At 70.3% G+C, this 5,118-nt stretch carries 5 protein-coding genes; all 5 read left to right on the forward strand.

The window, feature by feature from the left end:
* Positions 1–159 precede the first annotated feature (159 nt).
* Positions 160–1,977, forward strand: coding sequence for a helix-turn-helix domain-containing protein (locus tag AC31A1_RS46315; protein ID WP_489659083.1), 1,818 nt, complete (start codon positions 160–162; stop codon positions 1,975–1,977).
* Between the two features lie 132 nt (positions 1,978–2,109).
* Positions 2,110–2,505: a hypothetical protein gene (locus tag AC31A1_RS46320; RefSeq protein ID WP_489659084.1), complete on the forward strand. Its 396-nt coding sequence runs from the start codon at positions 2,110–2,112 to the stop codon at positions 2,503–2,505.
* 221 nt (positions 2,506–2,726) lie between these two features.
* Positions 2,727–3,032 carry an MSMEG_0570 family nitrogen starvation response protein gene (locus tag AC31A1_RS46325; RefSeq protein ID WP_489659085.1) on the forward strand — a complete coding sequence of 102 codons (306 nt, stop codon included), beginning with the start codon at positions 2,727–2,729 and terminating at the stop codon, positions 3,030–3,032.
* A complete protein-coding gene (locus AC31A1_RS46330; RefSeq protein WP_489659086.1) occupies positions 3,029–4,342 on the forward strand; it encodes an MSMEG_0569 family flavin-dependent oxidoreductase in 1,314 nt (437 codons plus the stop codon). The genes AC31A1_RS46325 and AC31A1_RS46330 overlap by 4 nt, the downstream gene beginning before the upstream one ends.
* Positions 4,343–4,354: 12 nt before the next feature.
* Positions 4,355–5,118: amidohydrolase family protein (locus AC31A1_RS46335; RefSeq protein ID WP_489659087.1), on the forward strand; the 764-nt coding region annotated here is incomplete at its 3' end.

Genomic DNA, 5,118 nt, shown 5'->3' on the forward strand with positions numbered 1-5,118 from the left:
GCCGGGGAGCGGCCGCGCAGGGCGGGGGGTGAGGCCCACCGCTCGTTGTCGGGAAGGCTACGGCCGTGCCACGGCCGGGCAGAGGTATGGATCCTCCACTCCTGCCGCCTGGTGGGCGTATGATTCACACACTCCCTGGCGGCTGACCTAGGACGCCTCATGGACAGCACCGAAGTCGAACTGCTCGAACGCCAGCGTCGCCGCGAGCGCGAACTCTCCAGCCTGTACGCCACCGCACGATCCCTGACGGTCCTGCGCGGACTGGACGAGGTGCTGGCCAGCGTCGTCGAGCACGCCCACGACCTGATCGGCACCGACATCACGTATCTGGCCGTTCTCGAAGAGGACGGGACGTATCTGCGGGTCCGCGCCACGGCCGGCACGCTGACCCCCGGGTTCGCCGAGCGGGTGCACGCGCCGGCCCACATCGGCATCGCCGGACGCGTGGCCACGACCAGGGCCCCGTACTGGGAGAGCGACTACCTGGCGTCGGCCGAGATCGTCCACGATCCGGGCGTCGACAGCGCCATCGAGGCGGAGGGCATCGTGTCGATGCTCGGCGTTCCGCTGGTCGCGGGTGGCCGGTTCCTGGGCACGCTGATCGCTGCGAACCGGCAGGAGCGGCCGTTCGTCCGGGACGACGTCGCTCTGCTGACCGCCTTCGGGGACCACGCCGCGGTGGCGCTGGAGAACGCCCGGCTCTACGACGAGAGCCGCCGCGCACTGCACGCTCTGGAAACGGCGTACGCGACGATCGAGGAGGCCGAAGCCGTCCACGAGGCGCTCACCCGTCTGGTGCTGGCCGGCGGTGACGTGGGCGCCGTCGCGGACCTCGTGGTGGACACTCTGGGCGGCGGTGTGCTGGTCCTCGATCACGCCCAGCGCGTGCTCGTCTCGCGTGGGCAGCCCGTCGACGAGGACGAGGCGACGGTACGCGAGCGCGCCCTCCTCACTGCCTCCCCACGCATGGCCGCTGCGATCGTCCACGGCATCGAGGAGAGCCGAAGGTCCGGACGCTGCGTCACCGTCGACCGCGGCGACACCCTGCGCCACACCGTGGCGGCGGTCGTCGTCGGCGCGACCCACATGGGCGCCCTGGTCCTGTCACGCCACAGCGACCCCAGCCCGGTCGAAGCGCGTACCCTCGAACGCGCCGCGCAGACCACGGCACTGCTGACCCTGACCCAGGACGCCGTCGTACGGGCCGAAGAGCGGGTACGGGGTGAACTCCTCACCCAACTCCTCACCGCCCCACGCCCGTTCTCCACCGAACTCGCGCTGCGTGCCCGCGCGCGTCACATCGAGCCCGGGCGTCTCGACACCGTCCTGGTGGTGGACGTGACGGAGGATCGCCTCGGCGAGACGACCCGCCTGTTGCACGGTCTCGCGGAGGAGTACGACGGTCTGGCGGGCGAGCACCTTGGCGTCCCCATCGCGTTGATCCGCACCCCGACCGCCGAGAGTGCCGACCAGGCCGCGAACAGCGTTCACCAGCGCCTCAGACACGTGCTCGATGCCCCCGCTCTCGTCTGTGCCGCGCCGGTCCGGACCGGCGCGGAACCGCTCGGCGCCAGTGTCACGTTGGCGAGCCGCTGCTGCCGAGTGCTGCGCGGGATCGGGGTGCGGGACGGCGCTACCACCACGGAGCGGCTCGCGATGTACACCATCCTGTTTGATCCCGACCGGGACCAGGACCTCGGGGCGTTCCTCGACCATTCCCTCGGCAGGCTCGTCGCACACGACGCCGAACGCGGAACCGACTTCCTGGGCACTCTCACCGAGTACTTCGCCAACTTCCGCAACCTCGCCGGAACCGCCCGCGCCCTGCACATCCACACCAACACGCTCCTCAAGCGGATCGAGCGCATCGGCAGCCTGCTCGGGCCCGACTGGCAGCAGCCCGACCACGCCCTGCGGCTTCAGCTCGCGGTCCATCTGCACGACCTGGCCCGCCACGTCGACGGCACACCGAGCTGATCACCCCGGGAGGCGGCCCGGGGTGTAGTGGGCTACACCCCGGGTTCGGGAGAGCGGTCCCTCGTGGCGGTGGGCGCGTGACGGAATCGTAGAGGGCAAGAGATCACGTCCCCTTCCTGAAGGAAAACTCCCGTGAAGTCGCAGCTCGCCACCGTGAAGCCGCTCGTCGCCGACCTGTTGCTGTGGTCGTTCTTCGTGGGCGGCCTCGTCGCCAGCACCGCCTCCGGGACCGTGCTGGACGGTACGCAGAAGAACGTGGCCACCTTCGCCGGCATCGCCGTCTCGATGGTGGCCGGCTCGCGCATCGCGAAGAAGCCGAAGATCAAGGCCTTCCTGTCGAAGCCCTCCACGCTCTGGTTCCTGTTCCTCTTCAACGGCGGCGTGGCCGCGTTCTGCTACCTCACCATGGACGGCGTCAAGGGCATCGCCACAGCCGCCGGCATGGGCCTGGTCTCCCTCGGCGCGGCCGGCGGCCTCCTCGCCAACCACCGCAAGCCCACCACGGCCGCGGACCAGCCCCAGGCCTGAACCGTCCGCCCGAGCCCCGGCCGACTGAATTCGGCCGGGGCTCTTTGCACCCCGATTTGCCCCAGAGGCAACTCAGCGTACGCGGGACGCCGCTTGGCGTGAGGACTCCGTAACTCCGCTTTATTCCGGATGACCTCGTTCGGTAATTCCCGCTGGCTGAAGTGGTGCTCACAACCAGCGGCGAGGTGGCAAAGCCTCGGCGCCTCGCATGGAGGATTTTCATGCCGGAGCTGTATTTCCATGTGCGCTGGCCCGACGGAGAGACCCAGCGTTGTTACTCACCTTCCACGGTAATCGAGGACTACCTCACCACCGGTGGCGTGTACGAGCTCGGTGACTTCCTGGAGCGGAGCCGGACGGCGCTCGGTATCGCGAGCGACCGGGTGCGCGAGAAGTACGGGTTCGCGTGCACAGGGGCGTCCGACCAGCTGGCGCAGATCGAGGAGACCGCGGCCGTGTACGCCTCCCTCGACGGGGCCAAGGTCGCCGTCGAGGTCCTGAGCAACGCCGACGGGAGCCCGAGGTGACCCCGCGGCGGCTGGCCGGGGCCCACTATCCGGTCGCGGTCGTCGGTGGCGGTCAGGCCGGGCTGTCGGTCAGTTACTGTCTGCGCGAGCGCGGCATCGAGCACGTCGTCGTCGAGCGGAACCGGGTCGGCCACGAGTGGCGCGAGCGCCGCTGGGACTCGTTCTGCCTGGTGACCCCCAACTGGCAGTGCAAACTGCCCGGGTTCCCCTACCAGGGGGACGATCCGGACGGGTTCATGGTCCGTGACGAGATCATCCGGTACCTGGAGGACTACGTCGCCTTCTTCCAGCCCCCGCTGGTGGAGGGAGTGTCCGTCGACGGGCTGCGGCGATCTCCGAGCGGTGTCTTCGAACTGACCACATCGGACGGCGACTTCACCGCCGACCAGGTGGTGGTGGCCACCGGCCCATACCACACGCCCTCCGTCCCGCGGATGGCCGAGCGGCTGCCCGCCGGCGTCGAGCAGATCCACTCCTCCCGGTACCGCAACGCGGACCAGCTGCCCGAGGGCGCCGTCCTGGTGGTCGGCACCGGCCAGTCCGGCTGCCAGATCGCCGAGGACCTGCACCTGGCCGGACGCCAGGTGCACCTGGCCGTCGGCAGCGCGCCCCGCGTGGCCCGCTTCTACCGCGGCCGGGACTGTGTGGCCTGGCTGGACAGCATGGGCTACTACGGCAAGGACATCGGCGAGTTCGACGACGCGGGTGCCGTCCGGATGCGCGTCAACCACTACGTCACCGGGCGGGACGGGGGCCGTGACATCGACCTGCGGGCCTTCGCCTGCGACGGGATGCGGCTGTACGGGCGACTGACCGGCGTCGACGGTGCGCGGCTGGACTTCGCCGACGACCTCAAGGTCAACATCGACCGCGCGGACGCGGTGGCCGAGGGCATCAAGGACAGCATCGACGCGTACATCGCCGCTCAGGGGATCAACGCCCCGGACGAGGCACGGTACGTACCGGTCTGGGAGCCCTCCGCGCAGGTGGCCTCGCTGGATCTGGAGGCCGCCGGCATCACCTCCGTCGTCTGGTCGACCGGCTTCACCCGCGACCACCGGTGGGTTGAGATACCGGCCTTCGACGGCCGCGGCTACCCGATGCACTGGCGCGGCGCCACCAGCACACCAGGCCTGTACTTCCTGGGCCTGCCCTGGCAGTACTCATGGGGTTCCGGACGCTTCGAGGCGGTGGGCAGGGACGCGGAGTTCCTGGCGAACCACATCGAGGCGTCACGCCGCCTGGCCGACGTCTGCGGCGCCCTCACCGGCGCGCCCACGGACCTCGCCTCCGCCCTCCCGATCGGCTGAGGAACCAGCGACATGGTCTACGACGCACACCGCCACATCGGCGTCCTGCCCGCCTACCCCTTCTACGGCGGACCGCCCGTCAACCCCGACACCACCGCCCGCGCCACGGTCAAGCAGCTCATCGCCGACCTGGACGCGGAGGGCACCGAACGCGCCCTGGTCATCCCCAACTACGGTGTCCCCGACCCCGCGATCGCCTTCTCCTTCAACGAGCTGGCGATCGAGGCGGCCCAGAGCGACGACCGGATCCGGGCCGGGCTGTGGGTGTCGCCGCGCCCGGAGGACTCGGAGCGAACCGGGCTCGCCCTGGCGCTGGCCGGGGAGCGGGGCGTGAAGGCACTGAAGCTGAGCTTCCTGCTGGGCGGGCGCCCCACCGATCCGGCCTGCCGCCCGATGCTGGACCGGATCTTCGCCGAGGCGGCCCGTCACCACCTGGTGGTCCACGTGCACACCTCCCCGGGGGCCGCCTCCGACATCGACGAGGTCGGCCACCTGGTCGACTGGTACGCCGACCGAGTCCCCGTCCATCTCGTGCACTTCGGCGGCGGGATGAGCGGCCACATCAAGCTTGTCGGATCCCGGTTCTTCGACTGGATCACCGCCGGCAAGCACGTATACACCGACCTCTCCTGGGCCATCGGCTTCACTCCCCGCTGGCTGGCCCAGGAGATCGAGCGCCGCGGCATCGGCCACGACCGCGTGCTCTTCGCCAGCGACCAGCCGTGGGGCGACTTCACGGGCGAGTACGCCCGCCTCGCCGAAGCGACCGGCGGCGG

The sequence above is a fragment of the Streptomyces sp. P5F9 genome (assembly GCF_057961495.1).

What these genes read in the sequence shown, in the direction of transcription:
- AC31A1_RS46325 (WP_489659085.1), top strand. Translation starts at nt 2,727, where the DNA reads ATGCCGGAGCTGTATTTCCATGTGCGCTGGCCCGACGGAGAGACCCAG.
- AC31A1_RS46315 (WP_489659083.1), top strand. Translation starts at nt 160, where the DNA reads ATGGACAGCACCGAAGTCGAACTGCTCGAACGCCAGCGTCGCCGCGAG.